The following is a 15,513-nucleotide window of genomic DNA, read 5'->3' on the forward strand; positions in this document are numbered from 1 at the left end:
ATCGCACCCACGAACCAAGAACGTCCCGATCACCGTCATGCAACACCAACGCCGCAGCAGGAGGATGAGCCATACCAGCATCCTCCCAGGAACAACCGTCCAATCATTAACGCCACGCCGTACTAGGTCTCGGCCGGCGGCGTTGCCTCCCACGCTCCCTCGGCGTCCCAGCGCTCGAGGTCGCGCAGCCATGCGCGGGCATTGCCGTCGGACGGCGCACGCCAGTCGCCGCGCGGGGCCAGCGCGCCGGCCGCGGACACCTTCGTCCCGTTGGGCAGTGCCGAGCGCTTGTATTGGGCGAAGCCGAAGAAGCGCCGGCATAAATGCTCCAGCCAGTGGCGGATCTCGGGCAGGTCGTAGGACAGGCGCTTGGCGTCGGGGACGTTCGGTGGCCAGGTGCCGGCGTCGCTGTCACGCCATGCGTGCCACGCGAAGAAGCCCATCTTTGACGGCCGCATGCCGTAGCGCAGGAGGTGGACCAGCGCGAAGTCGTGCAGTGCGTAGGTGCCCAGCACCGGCACATCATCTCGAACGTGACCGACAGGGCGGCGACCGCATCATCGGGGTGACCAACCGGCGCCTACGGCCACCTCTCGGTCAGGCTGGGCCGCCGAGGGTAGGGTCGTCCGTCGGCCGCGACGACCATGGCGCACGCGAGTCCGTACTCGTGCGCTCCACCACGCTCGAGATGCGACATCTCGGCCCCACCTGAAGCGCGATGGGAGACTGTCCAGCCATGTATGAGTTGCCGGTGGAGCAGAGCGATGGATGTGTCCTTACGAGCTTCGATCGCCTGCCCGAAGATGAGCTTGGTGGCTTGGACCCAGCCGTGCCAATGACGGCCTCGCTGGTTGTGCTCTGGTGCGGCGGCAAGTGCCTGATGGTCTTCAACCGATACCGGCAGGCCTGGGAGTTGCCCGGCGGGATGCTGGATCCGGGTGAGTCGCCGCGCGAAGCCGCGTTCCGCGAGCTCGAGGAGGAGAGCGGGCAACGGCCGGCCACTCTCGACTTCGCCGGTGCGGCACGGACGTGGTACGCACCCGGTCGCCGGTTCGAGTACTTGGCGATCTACCAGGGACGGATCGTCTCTCCGCTTCCCTTCACCCCGAATGACGAGATGGCAGACAGCATGTGGTGGGACCCAGGCGAGGACCTGGCCGACCTCCACCCGATAGACGCCGCTCTCGCACACCTGTGCCCTTGAGCTAGTGGCTCGAGCCCGCGCGCGTGTACGCGTGCTGCGCCACTGCGCGACGAGCACGCCGAGTGTTCACGCCATGCGCTTGCGGAGGGAGGGGCGGGCCAGTCCACATCGACGGCGAGCCCGCAGCAGGGCCCGACTGTGTATCTGTACGGTGTGGCAGTGACTACGACGGAGTCGAACCAAGCTGACTTCAGGGCGACGCTTCCTCGAAAGCGGATGGCAGCCGGCGCGTTACTCTTCGACCCAACAGCCCGCATACTTCTTGTTCAGCCCACGTACAAGAACTCCTGGGAGATTCCCGGCGGAGTGGTGGAGGCTGACGAGTCACCACACAGGGCCGTGTGCCGGGAGTTGCAGGAGGAGCTGGGCCTTCGCCGGGCGCGGCTCGACCTGCTCTGTGTCGACTGGGTGTCATCACATGAGGGCAAACCTGAGGGCGTGATGTTCGTGTTCGACGGGGGGACGGTCCAACCTGAGGAGGTTTCGGCGATCACTCTGCCCGAGGACGAGCTGCGCGGCTGGGCGTTCTGTACTCGCGAAGAGGCAGAAAGGCTGTTGTCGCCGAGACTTGCGCGCCGGGTTATAGCGTCCCTGTCTGCTCGATCCGCTGGAAGAGCTGTATATCTGGAGAACGCGCGCCTGTTCGATCGGCCCGGCTCGGACAACGAGGAGCAGGATGGGGCAGCATGGACCACACCCGGCTGATCCGGTCGCGCAGTTCGAGCTTCAGGCTTCAACAAACCTCCATGTTTCCTGACAACCGCCGCCGAGTGCCCGGAAACCAGCCGACGGCGACCAGGGCGCGACCCTCGCGCACGAAGACAGGCAACTCGTGTCTGTTCCCGAACACACTCAGAGCATGCGGGACTTCCCATATTGGTCTCTTAAGGAGTCGTGCCGGAGCGGTGTCCATCTCAGCAAGCCATGGGTTCGTCACGGGTATGGGCAAGATCGCACCGCGTCGGTCTACTGCGAAGTGAGTCGTACGCGAAGGGTTCGGATCTGCGTCGCGGTGACGCCGCTTGCCATGAAGTAGGCCTCAGCACCGCCGTGCTGGTGGTCCACGTGTTCGAGTGCCTCCAGAATGGTTTCTGGCTTCGCTCTCCTCATCATCCGCCGCCGTTGGTCGTGAGCGGGGTCGCTGACGTCCGGCAGTTCAGCGTCGTTAACTCTCATGGCTTCTTCACTGGCGGCATAGTCTTCCGCGATAGCGGACCGTGGCACTCCGATCACGTCGAGCACGAGCGCGACGAGCATGCCGGTGCGGTCTTTACCCGCCGAGCAATGCACGATCACTGCTCCCTCCTCCACGGCGGTGATCTCAACCACAGCTGCTGCGATGCGGCGAGCGTTGCGGTCGATGCTGCCGCGGTAGAGGTCGGCGAGGGTGCGCTCGGTCGCCGGCTTGCGCTCGTGATCGCGGGTCTCGTCGATGAAGGCGATCTGCCGGTACGAAGGATCGTCCTGGAACGGGTGCGCCACCTGCGGCATCTCCCACGGCGACCGAAGGTCCACGATTCGCGCCATGCCGCCAGTTCTGATCGTCTCCAGGCCTTGAGTGGTCAGGCGGTCCAATGTGTCCGCACGGATCAGGACGCCCGAGCGAGTCTGCCCGCCATCCGCCAATGGCAGCCCACCAAGGTCACGAACATTTCGGCAGTTCGGCCAGACAAGGCGTCGTGTCTCGAACACGCCACGAGTCATGACTGACGGCTCCGGCGAGCGGACATGTCCTGGTCCATGACGCCCGAGAATAGGCCACCGTCTGCGTCCGGCCGCTCGGGGAAGATGCTGCGAGCTGGGCCAGATAGTCTCCCTTCCGTGAGATCTTCAGCTGGCAAACGGCGTGCGGGATAGGGCTACAGACACAGGGACCCCGGTGACAATGAGTATCGATCAGACCCAGGCCGACCGTGGCCGTAATCCTTCCGACGTCCCCCGCCCGGTCGCGCTGGTCACCGGCGTGGGCCGCACCGTCGGTATCGGAGCAGGAATAGCCCGCCGATTGGCGGCGTCAGGCTGGGACATCGCCTTCACCTACTGGACCGCATACGACGAGCGCATGACCTGGGGTATCGAGCCCGGAGCGGCCGGCGCGATCGACAGATCCCTTGCCGAGCACGGCGCTGCTACGGCCGCGATCGAGGCGAACCTCGGTGACGCAGGCGCCCCGTCGCGCATCTTCGATGCGACCGAACGCCGACTTGGCGGTGTCACCGCCCTGGTGATGTGCCACTGCGAGTCGGTCGCCTCCGGCCTGCTCGACACCACCGTCGAAAGCTTCGACCGGCATTTCGCCGTCAACGCACGCGCCACCTGGCAGCTGATCCGCGAGTACGGTCGCCGCTTCCACGCCACACCTGGAACGGGACGGATCATCGGTCTCACCAGCGATCACACCGTCGGTAACCTCCCCTATGGCGCGAGCAAGGCAGCCCTGGACCGCATTATCCTGGCCGCCGCCCGCGAACTCGCCCACCTTGGCATCAGCTCCAACGTCATCAACCCGGGGCCGATAGACACCGGCTGGATGACAGACGACGTGCGGGCCAGCGGCATCCGCCAGACACCGCTCGGCCGCCTCGGAACACCGCAAGACACCGCGCACCTCGTGGACTTTCTCTGCTCGCCGCAAGGGCAGTGGATCAACGGCCAATTGCTGATGAGCAACGGCGGCTTCGCGTAGTTGCCCAGCGAAGTCGACCTTCGTTGCACGTAAGGTTCATCAGATGACACTCGCAAGGCGCTTCGTACCCGGCGAACTCGTGCTGTTGCGGACGATCCAGGACGGCCTGCCAGGAGTCGAGCCGCGGCACGTCGGTTACACGATGCCGACCCGGATGATCGCCGACGACGCTGAAGCGATAGTGCTCTACCATCCACCGGGGCAGCACGCGAAGCGGAGGTCCGGCAACCGCAGTCCAGGGCCCTGGGGTCCGCGCATCATGCCCGGTGACTGGGATGGCGGCTACGAGGACGATGCCGTCTACCACGGACCTGGCGTAGTCCGGCTCCACGTAGTCGCCGACGGCTACTCGATCATCCGTACCTGGGACCACGAGACCGGCCAGTTCCAGGGCTGGTATGTCAACCTCGAACTGCCTTGGCAGCGTTCGGCACCTGGCTTCGACAGCAAAGACCTCGTTCTCGACGTCGTGGCCACAGACGATCTGTCGAAGTGGAAGTGGAAGTGGAAGGACGAGGACGAGTTCTCCTGGGCGCAAGAGGTCGGGCTCCTGACTCCGGACCAAGCCGTACTCGCCGAGGCCCAAGCGCGCAAGGCGATCGCCACGTTGGAGGCACGGGCCTGGCCCTTCGACGCCGACTGGAGCCGGTGGACGCCCAGCCTCGACTGGTCGGTCCCGCTCGTACCAGAGGAATTCCACCGCCTCTGACATCCGAAAGCACAGAAGATCCGGAGCGCGGGTCATCGTCGCGTGGCCGTTACACGAACCCTCTCGCCGGACACCCCACACACCCGTCGTACGTCGGTGATGCGCAAGGCGTGGTGTGAGGGAGTCGGTGTGACGATCAGGACGCAGGACGGCGTCCATCACCACGACATCGCTCAACATCACTCGCGGCGCGGCAGTCGACTGAGAGGTTCCGGTCGTGAGCCGGTCAGCCGAGGTCGGCGACCTTACGCTCCAGCACGGCGCGTTCGCGCTCGTTGCCGCACAGGTGGAGGGCGAGCTGCAGTTCGGCGCGCGCCTCGTCGATGCGTCCCAGGCGGGTGAGCAGCTCGCCGCGAACCGTCGGGAGCAGGTGCGAGTTCGACAGCACCTCGGCGGCAACGAGCTCGTCCACGATCGGCAGTGCCGCCGCCGGTCCCTGGGCCATGGAGACGGCCACAGCCCGGTTGAGGTCGACCACAGGCGAGGGCGCGAGCCGGCCGAGTGCCTCGTAGAGGAGCACGATGCGTTCCCAGTTCGTCGCGTCGACGGACGGGGCGACGGCATGGCATTCGGCGATCGCGGCCTGCAGGCCGTACGCGCCCAGGCCTCGGCCGACCTGCTCAGCGCGGGCGAGCGCGGCTTGTCCGCGGCGGATCGCGGCGCGGTCCCAGCGGCGGCGGTCCTGGTGTTCCAGCAGCACCGGCTCGCCGTCCGATCCAATGCGGGCGGGGAAGCGCGCCGCGGTCAGCTCCAGCAGAGCCAGCAGGCCGTGGACCTCGGGTTCGTTCGGCACCAGCCGGGCCAGCATCCGCGCGACGCGCTGTGCCTCGCTCGCGAGGTCGAGTCGGATCAGATCCTCACCGGAGCTGGCCGAGGACCCTTCGGTGAAGATCAGGTAGACCACGGTGAGCACCGATCCGAGCCGCTCGGCCCGCTCCTTCGCCGGTGGCACCTCGAACGGTACCCGGGCCGCTCCGAGGGTCTTCTTCGCCCGGGTGATTCGGGCCTGCACGGTCGCGGTCGGGACGAGGAACGCCTTGGCGATCTCGTCGCTCGTCAGACCGCCGACCACCCGCAGGGTGAGCGCGACCCTCGCCTCCCGCGACAGCACGGGGTGGCAGGAGATGAACATCAACGCGAGCATGTCGTCGTCGATCTGATCCGGATCGCACAGCACGTCCTCGCCGTCTCGGACCGGATCGGCTGGTGCGCTCCCCGAGGCGACGCCGCCCTCGCCCAGATTCTGAGCGAGGGCGGCGTACCGCTCGTCAAGGGCAGAGCGCCGGCGGAAGGCGTCGATCGCGCGGCGCCGGCCGACGGTGAGCAACCACCCCGCCGGGTTGCGGGGCACACCCTCGCGCGGCCAGGTCACCAGTGCCTCGGCAAACGCCTCCTGGGCGAGGTCCTCGGCCAGCGCGAAGTCGCCGGTGTACCGGGCGAGCGCACCGACGATCCGGGCGGACTCGATCCGCCAGACAGCGCCGACGGCCTCACGGCCGGTGGGATCAGCCATCCCCGACCCGCCCTGCCGATCCGTTCAGAGCTGACCGGTGGCTTCGCGCCACGCCCGCTCCTTCTTGATCCACTCGTTGTCCTGCGGAAACTCGTCGATCGTCGAGACCCGGCGGATCTCGGCCTTGGCGCCCGGCCCGGCCATCGGCGCCCGCTTCGCCCACTCCACGGCCTCCTCCTTGGAGGCGACGTTGAGGATCCAGAAGCCCCCGAACAGCTCCTTGGTCTCGCCGTAGGGACCATCGGTGACCACCGGCGGGTCGGACGAGTAGTCCACAACCACACCTTGTGCGGCGTCGTCGAGGCCCTCCGCCGAGATCAGCACGCCGGCACGGATCATCTCGTCGTTGAACCGGCCCATCGTCTCGATGATCTCGTTGAAATCGACGTCTTGGAACGCTTTGTACGTCTCGTCGGTGGCGCGCATGATCAGCATGTACTTCATGGTTCTGTCTCCCTGGATTGTCCGGGTCCCTCTCTCGGGCCCGCTTACCCCTAGGTCGAACGGGGAAAGTCGTGGATCGACACAACCCGCCAACCTTTTCGAGAGACTCCGGAAGCCACCCGGCCGGGGATGTCCAGGTCGGCCTGACGTGCGGCCGACCTGGACACCGGTGTCAGGCGAGGTCGAACCGGTCGAGGTTCATGACCTTGTCCCAGGCCGCCACGAAGTCGCGTACGAACTTCTCCTGCGCGTCGTTGGCTGCGTAGACCTCAGCGAGGGCTCGGAGCTCGGAGTTGGAGCCGAAGACGAGGTCGATGGCGGTGCCGGTCCGGGTGATCTCTCCGCTGGCGCGATCACGACCCTCGTACACGAACTCCTGCGACTCGGACGCCTTCCACTCGGTGTTCATGTCGAGCAGATTCACGAAGAAGTCGTTGGTCAAAGTCCCGGGCCGGTCGGTGAAGACGCCGTGCTGGGCCTGTCCGACGTTGGCGTTCAGGGCACGCATGCCGCCGACCAGAACCGTCATCTCGGGAGCGGTCAGCGTCAACATGTTGGCCCGGTCCAGCAGCAGGGTCTCCGCCGGCAACTTCTCCCCGGCTCGGACGTAGTTGCGGAACCCGTCGGCGGTCGGTTCGAGCACGGCGAACGACTCCACGTCGGTCTGCTCCTGCGAGGCGTCCGTACGCCCCGGCACGAACGGGACCGTGATGTCGTGTCCGGCGTTCTTCGCCGCTTGCTCGACGGCCGCACACCCACCCAGGACGATCAGGTCGGCGAGCGAGACCTGCTTCCCGCCTGGCTGCGCGCTGTTGAAGTCCCGCTGGACCTGCTCCAGAACCTGGAGCGCCTTGGCGAGCTCGGCCGGGCTGTTGACCTGCCAGTCCTTTTGCGGTGCAAGGCGGATCCGTGCCCCGTTGGCCCCGCCACGCTTGTCGGTGCCGCGGAAGCTTGCCGCCGACGCCCACGCGGTGGAGACCAGCTGGGAGATGGACAGGCCCGATGCGAGGAGCGTGCCCTTGAGGGCAGCGATGTCCTCGTCCGCGATGAGCTCATGGGTGACCTCGGGGACGGGATCCTGCCACAGCTGCGGCTCCGGAACCCATGGGCCGAGGTAGCGGGAGACCGGGCCCATGTCGCGGTGCAACAGCTTGTACCACGCCTTGGCGAACGCGTCGGCCAACTCGTCCGGGTGCTCGAGGAAGCGCCGGGAGATCGGCTCGTAAACCGGGTCGAAGCGCAGCGCGAGGTCCGTCGTCAGCATCGTCGGCGCGTGGCTCCGCGACGAGTCGTGGGCGTCGGGCACGGTGCCGGAACCAGCGCTGTCCTTCGGCTTCCACTGGTGCGCCCCGGCAGGGCTCTTGGCCAGCTCCCACTCGTAGCCGAACAGAGTCTCGAAGAAGCTGTTGTCCCACGTCACCGGGGTCGGCGTCCAGGCACCCTCGAGGCCGCTGGTGATCGTGTCCGCGCCCTTGCCGCTACCGAAGGTGTTCCGCCAGCCGAGGCCCTGCTCCTCGAGGGGCGCCGCCTCCGGCTCAGGCCCGACGTTCTCCGCGTGACCCGCACCATGGGTCTTGCCGAACGTATGGCCGCCGGCGATCAGCGCGACCGTCTCCTCGTCGTTCATCGCCATCCGGCGGAAGGTCTCGCGAATGTCCCTGGCGGCGGCCAGCGGATCCGGGTTGCCGTTGGGGCCTTCGGGATTCACGTAGATCAGGCCCATCTGCACGGCGCCAAGAGGTCCCGCGAGTTCCCTGTCGCCGCTGTAGCGCTCATCTCCGAGCCAGGTGTCCTCAGGCCCCCAGATGATCTCCTCGGGTTCCCAGATGTCCTCGCGACCGAACCCGAAGCCGAACGTCTTGAACCCCATCGACTCCAGGGCACAGTTTCCGGCGAAGACCAGGAGATCGGCCCAGGAGATCTTCTGGCCGTACTTCTGCTTGACCGGCCAGAGCAACCGGCGCGCCTTGTCCAGGCTCGCGTTGTCGGGCCAACTGTTGAGGGGGGCAAATCGCTGCGTGCCGGCGCCGCCGCCACCCCGGCCGTCGGCGATGCGGTAGGTGCCCGCCGCATGCCAGCTCATCCGGATGAAGAGCGGTCCGTAGTGGCCGTAGTCAGCCGGCCACCATTCCTGCGACGTCGTCATCACCTCGACGATGTCTCGTTTCAGCGCGTCGAGGTCGAGGGTCTTGAACTCTTCTGCGTAGTTGAAGTCCTCACCCATCGGACTGGATCGGGGCGAGTGCTGGTGGAGTACCTGCAGGTTCAGCCGATTCGGCCACCAGTCCTGGTTCGTCCTGGGCCGAGTCGGCGTGGGAGTCGGCGCGGAGATTGCTGGGTTTTCGCTTTCGCTACCGCGGTCAGACACGTTGGTCCTTCTCCTGTCTCGCTGTTCTCATCTGGTGGCTGGTTGGTTCGCCGCGACACACTCGGGACATCGGCCCCAGTAGATGACCTCGGCTTCGTCGATCTCGTAGCCCGAGTCATCAGCGGCCGTCAGGCAGGGGATGTTGCCGACCGCGCAGTCGACATCGGCGATGGCACCGCACGTCCGACAGACGACGTGGTGGTGGTTGTCCCCGACCCGCGCCTCGTAGCGCGCCAGGGAGCCGCGCGGCTGGATACGCCGCACCAGACCCGCGTCGGTCAGCACCCGCAGTACGTCATAGACGGCCTGGTGGGACACCCCGGCGAGGTTCTCCCGAACGGCACCGATGATCGACTCCGTGTCGGAGTGGGGATGGTCGTGCACCGCGGACAGCACCGCGATCCGCGGTCGGGTGACCCGCAATGCGGCCCCGCGCACCATCCGCTCGAGGTCCGCAGTCGTAGGCACGCTCCGAAGTTTGGCGCAGTTTCTGGAATCAATCAAGTATCAGGCGGGCCGGGCGCGCCCCAGCCGATTCCATACCAGTCCGCGTCGAAGGGGGACATCCGTCAGCACTTGCCTGTGCCCTGTCTTCCCTGGCTAAGATCTGTGCCGGCCGACATGGGCGGCCGACGGTCCGCGTGAAGGGTCGAACCCACCCGTTCACGTCCACCTCGACCGTGGCGCGCTGACTTCCAGCCCGTGAGTAGCGGACGCCGGGCTGAGTGGAAGGAACGTGCCCATGCCCACCCGAAATCTGCCCGAACGACCATCTCTGGCGTACCTGCGCAAGCTCGCCAAGGAGCGGTTGGTCGCATTACGCACGACTCGCCCAGCGACAAAACTCGCCGACACCCAGCAGGCGATTGCCCGCGAGTACGGCTTCTCGAGTTGGCGGGCACTGAAGGCAGAGGTTGATCGGCGACGTGCTCCGAGCACGGCCGACTTCTTCGGCGCGTGCACGACGGGAGACGTCGACGCCCTGCGCATGCACCTGCAGATCGATCCCGGCCTGGTTCGCGAGCGCAACTCGGAAGGCAGCACCGGTCTGCACCTCGCGGTGCCCCAGCCGGAAGCCGTGCGCCTGTTGATCGAGCATGGCGCTGATCCCGACGCGCGCGACGTGGGTGACAACGCCGGTCCGTTGCATCTTGCCGCCGGGGGAGGGCATCTGCGCAGTGTCCGGGTTCTCCTCGACGCGGGGGCTGACGTGCAGGGCGCGGGAGACGTGCACCAGGCCGACGTGATCGGCTGGGCGGCACGTGAAGGTAATGAGGCGGTCGTCAACCTGCTGCTCGAGCGTGGGGCCCGCCATCACATCTTCTCCGCGATTGCTCTCGGTGATCTGGAGATCGTCGAAGGCCTGGTCGAGGAGGATCCTGATTGCCTGTTCCGCCGCCGTTCGCGGTTCGAGAACGGGCAGACGCCACTCCACGCCGCGCTGGCGCCGCCGGACGGGTTGTCAGGAAAGGACCGGCAGTACCCCATGCTCGAGCTCCTGATCGAGCATGGCGCCGAGGTCGACGCGAAGGACGACAAGGGCCGCACGCCGTTGATGGTGGCCATGCTGCGTGGCGATCGAGAAGGAATGCGCCTGCTCAAAGCCGCCGGTGCCGAGGAGCCGCGCCAGGCCGAGCGGTCGAGCGCTGACACTCTCGGCCAGTCGATCAGGAAACTCTCGGTCGGCATGTCCGCACCCAACCTCGCCGAGACGGTGGCGTGGTACACATCCATCGGGTTCACGGTGACAACGCGCCACGAGCAGGACGGTGAACTGGACTACGCCATCTTGTCGTTCGGCGTTGCGGAGATCCACCTCAATCGGTTTGGCGAACCGACCGCGCCGACGCTCTGGTTCGTCACCGATCGGATCACAGATCTGTACGACTGGCTGAAGCAGCGCCAGCTCAGGGTGATGACGGAGCCGGACAGGGTTGATGAACCGGAAGTGCGCTTCGAGGAAGACCTGTATGAACCCTTCTATGGCGGCCGCCAGTTCAGCGTCAGGGACAACAACGGCACGTTATTGATCTTCTACGACCCCGTACAGGAATAGGCCCTCAACCCACCAGTGACGAAGGCCTGCGTCGTACGGCTGACCTACGTGCCCGCGCCGGCGCGGATGGCGGAGGGCGGAGGGTCGAGCCGGTCGCGTGCACCTTGCTCTTGCCGGTTGTGGCCGCTCGGCCACAACCGGCGGCGAGCGTTGACACCGGCCAGACACCGCCGATAATTTCCCGACAATGAAATTGACCTTCCATTCCTTAGAATTGGCGCTCGACGTGAGCACCCTTCGGGCAAGAGCCCGGCTTCCGGGACCTCGTGTGGTCGCAGTGGTGTCACCCGCATCTCACGAAGGGACGGCGTAGATGACGAGACGCCTTTCGCGTAAGGAGTTCCTGGCGATCGGGGCGATGGGCTCCGCCGCCCTGCTCACCTCGTGCGACCTGTTGACGACCGACCCTTCTCGCAAGGCCGGCGGCGGACAGGCCAGAGGCGGCGCCAACGGGCCGGAGGCGCCGAGCCTGGCCCGGCTCGTGAAGAAGGGCGAGCTACCGCCGGTGAAGGAGCGACTCCCGGATGAGCCGAGGGTGATCGATCCGGTCGAGCGGATCGGTCAGTACGGCGGAACCTGGCGGACCGCACTGGAGAGCACCGACCCGGGCTGGCTGTACATGACGATGCGCTACGACCAACATCTGGTCGGCTGGGATCCGCAGTGGCAGAAGATCGTCCCATTCGTCGCCGAGTCCTTCGAGGTCGCGAATGGTGCCCGGGAGTTCGCCTTCACCCTCCGGTCGGGGATGAAGTGGTCCGATGGTGAGCCGTTCACCGCGGATGACCTGGTGTTCTGGCACGACGCGGTGCTCACCAACTCCGAGCTGACCCCGGTCGTCGGTCCGCAATACGGCGACGACGAGAAGCCGGTGCGGGTGGAAAAGCATGATGACCAGCACGTGTCGTTCGTCTTCCGAGAGCCCCACGGCCTGTTTCTTCACGAGCTCGCGTGGTTCTGGACTTCGTTCGAGATGCTTGCTCCGCGACACTATCTGAAGCAGTTCCACCCGAAGTACAACCCGAACGTCGATGAGTTGGTCGCTGAGGCGAACGTCCCTGACTGGGTGGAGCTCTTCTTCCAGAAGCAGGACTGGTTGAACAATCCTGACCTGCCCACGCTCACTCCGTGGGTACCCATCCGTCCGTTCAACGATGGCCGCCGCATGACCTGGCGGCGCAACCCCTACTACTGGTCTGTCGACTCGAAGGGCAGCCAGCTTCCCTACCTTGACGAGGCGACGTTCACCTTCTTCAACGACCCGGAGACGTTGCTGCTCAACGCGGCGAACGGCGACATCGACATGTACATGCGTGCGGAGACCACGACGCCGCAGAACAAGCCGGTCCTCGCGCAGTCCGCCAAGACCGGTGGGTACCGACTGATGGACGTCACCACGTCCGATCTCAACACGATGGGGCTCTGCCTGAATCTGACCAACCCGAACAAGGCAAGACGCCAGGTCTACCAGAACAAGAACTTCCGCATAGGCCTGTCGCATGCCATCAACCGTCAGGAGATCATCAACGTCGTTCATCAGCGGCAGGGCCGGCCGTGGCAGACCGCGCCCCGGCCAGAGGTTCCGTTCTACGACTCCGACGACTTCGGTACGCAGTACACGGAGTTCGACCTCGACCTGGCGAGTGAGTATCTCGACAAGACCGGATTCACCGAACGGGACGACGAAGGGATCCGGCTGGGGCCGGAAGGGGAACCGATCATCGTGACGGTGCTGACCCCGAGCCGCTACACGTTGATCGTCGACGCTCTCCAGATGATCAAGCCCACCTGGGAGAAGGTCGGTGTCGGACTGCGGATCGACAACGTGGATCCGACGCTGGTCGGCGACCGGCTCGAGGCCAACGAGTACGACTGCACGGCTGATGCCGGTCAGCTCGGCTACATGGACATGATTCGAGACCCACGATGGCTGTTCGCCTCCAGCGGGAATTCGCTGTACGCCCCTCTCTGGGCCAACTGGTTCACGGGGGCCACACCACAGGAGGAACCCCCGGCGGCGATGCTGCGACAGATCGAGATCTACCGCGAGGAGGTCGTCACCAAGACCAATGTCGAGGACATGTTCGAGCCGATGCGACGGATCATCGAGATCGCCCGGGACGAGTTCTGGTCGATAGGCATCAGTTTGCCCGACAGTTACTACGCCGTGGCCAAGAACAACTTCCGCAACGTGCCGGACGACATGTGGATGGCCTTCATGTATCCGGGGGTCACCCACGTCTCCCAGTACTTCATCGACCAGTAGCGGGCATCGCGCTCGCGGTCTCCGACGCGTTCGGCCGCTGGGAATCAGGCCGCTTGGTTGGTAGTCCGCCCGAACACAGTCAGTAAGGCGTCGCTTGCACCGTCCGAAGATGGCCGGTCGCAGCCGTATACGCGCACAACCGACCGCCCTAGCCTCGTCCCCGAGGTAGGAGGCGGACGCGATGAACGAGAGCTTGGACAGAGCCGACGGCCCGATGAGGTACCGGGAGACCTTCGTCCCGCGTGACCCGTCTCGCCGACATGTGCTGAGGGCCGGTGGGCTCGCGGCGGCCGCCATGTTCGCGGCCGGCTGCGACCTGCTGTCCACCGATCCACAGGGAAGGAGCGGTGGGGGTGACGGTGCGGACGGCGCCCTTGATGCCAAGGAAGCGCCCGAGCTGACCAGGCTCGTCAAGGCCGGCGATCTTCCGCCGCTGGGAAAGCGGCTTCCCGCCAGTCCGATGGTGGTCGAGCCGACCGACCGGCTCGGAACCTACGGCGGACAATGGGACCTGTTCGGCGACAGCCCTCCGCCCGGCGGTGGCGCGGAGGTCTACTACGAGTGGTTGGTGCGGTGGAGTCCGGACTGGAGCGAGGTACGCCCCAACGTCGCCGAGTCCTTCGAGATCGAGGATGACGGCAGGCAGTACACGTTCCACCTTCGGGAAGGTATGAAGTGGTCGGACGGAGAGCCGTTCACGACCGAGGACATCGCCTTCGCCTACAACGATGTGGTGCTCAACGAGGAGGCCTTCTCCGCACCACCGTCCTTCTTCGTCACCGGCGGCAAAGCCGCGCAACTGGAAGTGATCGACGACTACACGTTCCGTTTCGTCTTCACGACTCCGAACGGTTTGTTCCTCGAGCAGTTGGCGTCCAACGGTGCCCACGTCCTGACCATCACCGCCAAGCACTACTTCGAGCAGTTCCATCCGAAGTACAACAAGAACATCGACGCGCTGCTGAAGGAAGAAAAGTTCGACACGTGGTACGAACTGTTCGGTGACAAGGGCGGCTCACTGGGCTGGATCGGCAACATCTGGCAGCCGGAGGTGCCGCTGCTGACCGCGTGGCACACCACGGAGATCACCCAGCAGGACACCCGGATGGTGCTGTCGCGCAACCCGTACTACTGGAAGACCGACCCGCGGGGCCGTCAGCTTCCCTACCTGGATCGGATCGTTCGGCACGTGATCACGGACCAGGAGGCAGCTCTCCTGCGTGCGATGGACGGCGAGTTCGAGTTCCTCCCGCCGACGTTCTACAACCCGAACCTTGGTACGCCGAAGAACAAGCCTGTGCTCGCGTCGAACCGGGACAAGGGTGGGTACGAGTTCGTCGACGGGCTGGACTCGACGATGAACAAGACGGTCATCGCGCTCAATCTGAACCATCCCGACCGCAAACTCGCGGAGGTGTTCCAGAACCGCGACTTCCGCATCGGGCTCTCTCACGCGATCAACCGCGAGGAGATCATCACCGCGGTGTACCAACGGCAGGGCGAGCCCTGGCAGGCGGCTCCGCGTAAGGAGTCGGAGTTCTACCACGAACAACTCGCCACGCAGTTCACGTCGTACGACGTGGATCTGGCCAACCAGCACCTGGACAAGGCCGGCTACACCGAGCGCGACGGCAGCGGGTTCCGGCTGCGTCCGGACGGCAAGCGCATTGCGTTCCACATCGACGTGATCACCGAGGAGCCCACCCAGATCGACGCGCTCGAACTGGTCAGGAGCTACTGGGAAGACGTGGGTGTGAAGATGGACCTCCACACCATCGACCGCTCTCTGTTCTACACGCGCAAGGAAGCCAACAAGCACGACGCCAGCGTGTGGACCGGCGATGGCGGCATGCGGGACGGAATGGTCGACCCCCGGTGGTACTTCCCGTCCAACAACGAGTCCAACTTCGCGCTTCTGTGGATGACGTGGTACCTCACACGCGGCGAGGAAGGCGAGGAGCCGCCGGAGGCGGCCCGCCGGCAGATGGAGCTTTACGACGAGATCGGACTGACCGTCGACCCGGAGAGACGGCACGAGTTGTTCATGGAGATCCTGCAGATCGCGGCCGACGAGTTCTGGGTGATGGGCACCGTCCTTCCGATCGGGACCTACGGCATCAAGCGGAAGGACTTCCACAACGTGCCGAAGTCGATGATCGCGTCGTGGAGATACCCCACACCGGGCCCGGCCTATCCAGAGCAGTACTTCGTCGCGGACTCCTAGGCAGGGTGTGCAGTCCGCGCCGGCCCGCGGTGTCGTCGGAATA

General features: G+C 65.7%; 13 protein-coding genes. 7 read left to right on the forward strand and 6 right to left on the reverse strand.

All coding sequences use genetic code 11. From position 1 onward, the window contains the following. Window positions 1-122: 122 nt before the first annotated feature. The gene (locus ABN028_RS31625; RefSeq protein ID WP_349699141.1) at window positions 123-515 is read right to left on the reverse strand and encodes a hypothetical protein; all 393 of its coding nucleotides are present in this window, start codon (window positions 513-515) and stop codon (window positions 123-125) included. 320 nt (window positions 516-835) lie between these two features. On the opposite strand from ABN028_RS31625, the gene ABN028_RS31630 reads away from it, so the two are divergent. Together ABN028_RS31630 and ABN028_RS31635 are read left to right on the forward strand one after the other, a co-directional pair. Then, window positions 836-1,204 carry an NUDIX hydrolase gene (locus ABN028_RS31630; protein ID WP_349699142.1) on the forward strand — a complete coding sequence of 123 codons (369 nt, stop codon included), beginning with the start codon at window positions 836-838 and terminating at the stop codon, window positions 1,202-1,204. 159 nt (window positions 1,205-1,363) lie between these two features. Beyond that, the gene (locus ABN028_RS31635) at window positions 1,364-1,909 is read left to right on the forward strand and encodes an NUDIX domain-containing protein (protein ID WP_349699143.1); all 546 of its coding nucleotides are present in this window, start codon (window positions 1,364-1,366) and stop codon (window positions 1,907-1,909) included. 261 nt (window positions 1,910-2,170) lie between these two features. On the opposite strand, the gene ABN028_RS31640 is transcribed toward ABN028_RS31635, so the two are convergent. Next, the gene (locus ABN028_RS31640; protein ID WP_349699144.1) at window positions 2,171-2,896 is read right to left on the reverse strand and encodes a tyrosine-protein phosphatase; all 726 of its coding nucleotides are present in this window, start codon (window positions 2,894-2,896) and stop codon (window positions 2,171-2,173) included. 193 nt (window positions 2,897-3,089) lie between these two features. Here ABN028_RS31640 and ABN028_RS31645 point away from each other — a divergent pair, with 193 nt between their 5' ends. Both ABN028_RS31645 and ABN028_RS31650 read left to right on the forward strand, forming a co-directional pair. Further along, window positions 3,090-3,890, forward strand: a complete 801-nt coding sequence (locus ABN028_RS31645; RefSeq protein ID WP_349699145.1) for an SDR family oxidoreductase — start codon at window positions 3,090-3,092, stop codon at window positions 3,888-3,890. Window positions 3,891-3,933: 43 nt separating this feature from the next. Further along, a complete protein-coding gene (locus tag ABN028_RS31650; RefSeq protein ID WP_349699146.1) occupies window positions 3,934-4,599 on the forward strand; it encodes a DUF402 domain-containing protein in 666 nt (221 codons plus the stop codon). Window positions 4,600-4,825: 226 nt separating this feature from the next. Here ABN028_RS31650 and ABN028_RS31655 read toward each other — a convergent pair whose 3' ends face one another. From ABN028_RS31655 to ABN028_RS31670, 4 genes are all read right to left on the reverse strand, one after another. After that, complete coding sequence (locus ABN028_RS31655; RefSeq protein ID WP_349699147.1) at window positions 4,826-6,112, reverse strand: RNA polymerase sigma factor; 1,287 nt, start codon at window positions 6,110-6,112, stop codon at window positions 4,826-4,828. A 24-nt stretch (window positions 6,113-6,136) separates the two neighbouring features. Beyond that, window positions 6,137-6,556 carry a YciI family protein gene (locus tag ABN028_RS31660; RefSeq protein ID WP_349699148.1) on the reverse strand — a complete coding sequence of 140 codons (420 nt, stop codon included), beginning with the start codon at window positions 6,554-6,556 and terminating at the stop codon, window positions 6,137-6,139. A gap of 172 nt (window positions 6,557-6,728) precedes the next feature. Continuing rightward, window positions 6,729-8,924: a catalase/peroxidase HPI gene (gene katG / locus ABN028_RS31665; protein WP_502877645.1), complete on the reverse strand. Its 2,196-nt coding sequence runs from the start codon at window positions 8,922-8,924 to the stop codon at window positions 6,729-6,731. 27 nt (window positions 8,925-8,951) lie between these two features. Further along, window positions 8,952-9,365 (reverse strand): Fur family transcriptional regulator, encoded by a 414-nt coding sequence (locus ABN028_RS31670; protein WP_349331396.1) that lies wholly within the window; start codon window positions 9,363-9,365, stop codon window positions 8,952-8,954. Window positions 9,366-9,912: 547 nt separating this feature from the next. Between ABN028_RS31670 and ABN028_RS31675 the strand changes: the two genes are divergently transcribed. From ABN028_RS31675 to ABN028_RS31685, 3 genes are all read left to right on the forward strand, one after another. Then, window positions 9,913-10,980, forward strand: a complete 1,068-nt coding sequence (locus ABN028_RS31675; protein ID WP_349699149.1) for an ankyrin repeat domain-containing protein — start codon at window positions 9,913-9,915, stop codon at window positions 10,978-10,980. Between the two features lie 313 nt (window positions 10,981-11,293). Beyond that, complete coding sequence (locus ABN028_RS31680; protein ID WP_349699150.1) at window positions 11,294-13,246, forward strand: ABC transporter substrate-binding protein; 1,953 nt, start codon at window positions 11,294-11,296, stop codon at window positions 13,244-13,246. Between the two features lie 181 nt (window positions 13,247-13,427). Beyond that, window positions 13,428-15,470, forward strand: a complete 2,043-nt coding sequence (locus tag ABN028_RS31685; protein ID WP_349699151.1) for an ABC transporter substrate-binding protein — start codon at window positions 13,428-13,430, stop codon at window positions 15,468-15,470. Window positions 15,471-15,513 lie beyond the last annotated feature (43 nt).

Source organism: Actinopolymorpha sp. B17G11 (assembly GCF_040196095.1).
Taxonomy (GTDB): Bacteria; Actinomycetota; Actinomycetes; order Propionibacteriales; family Actinopolymorphaceae; genus Thermasporomyces.